Raw genomic sequence first — 407 nt, 5'->3', positions numbered from 1 at the left:
GAGTACATCCCGCAGCCGGAACGTGCCGTCGACCAGCCCTTCCTGATGCCGATCGAGGACGTGTTCTCGATCTCCGGCCGCGGCACGGTTGTGACCGGTCGTGTCGAGCGTGGCGTGGTGAACGTCGGCGACGAACTGGAAATCGTCGGTATCAAGGACACCAAGAAGACGACCTGCACCGGCGTCGAGATGTTCCGCAAGCTGCTGGACCGTGGTGAAGCAGGCGACAACGTCGGCGTGCTGCTGCGCGGCATCGACCGTGACGGCGTCGAGCGCGGCCAGGTGCTGTGCAAGCCGAAGTCGGTGAACCCGCACACCAAGTTCGAGTGCGAGGTCTACATCCTGACCAAGGAAGAAGGCGGCCGTCACACGCCGTTCTTCAAGAACTACCGTCCGCAGTTCTACTT

At 62.7% G+C, this 407-nt stretch carries 1 protein-coding gene; it reads left to right on the top strand.

Annotated features, from left to right (window positions below; translation table 11 throughout):
• The coding region (locus tag KZZ07_RS26700) for an EF-Tu/IF-2/RF-3 family GTPase (protein ID WP_255564622.1) at positions 1-407 on the top strand (407 nt) is incomplete at both ends.

This window comes from Mameliella sp. CS4 (assembly GCF_019392335.1).
In the GTDB taxonomy this organism is placed as follows: Bacteria; Pseudomonadota; Alphaproteobacteria; order Rhodobacterales; family Rhodobacteraceae; genus Antarctobacter.
The sequence above is the reverse complement of the archived record's forward strand: the minus strand, read 5'-3'. Positions and strand labels throughout refer to the sequence as shown.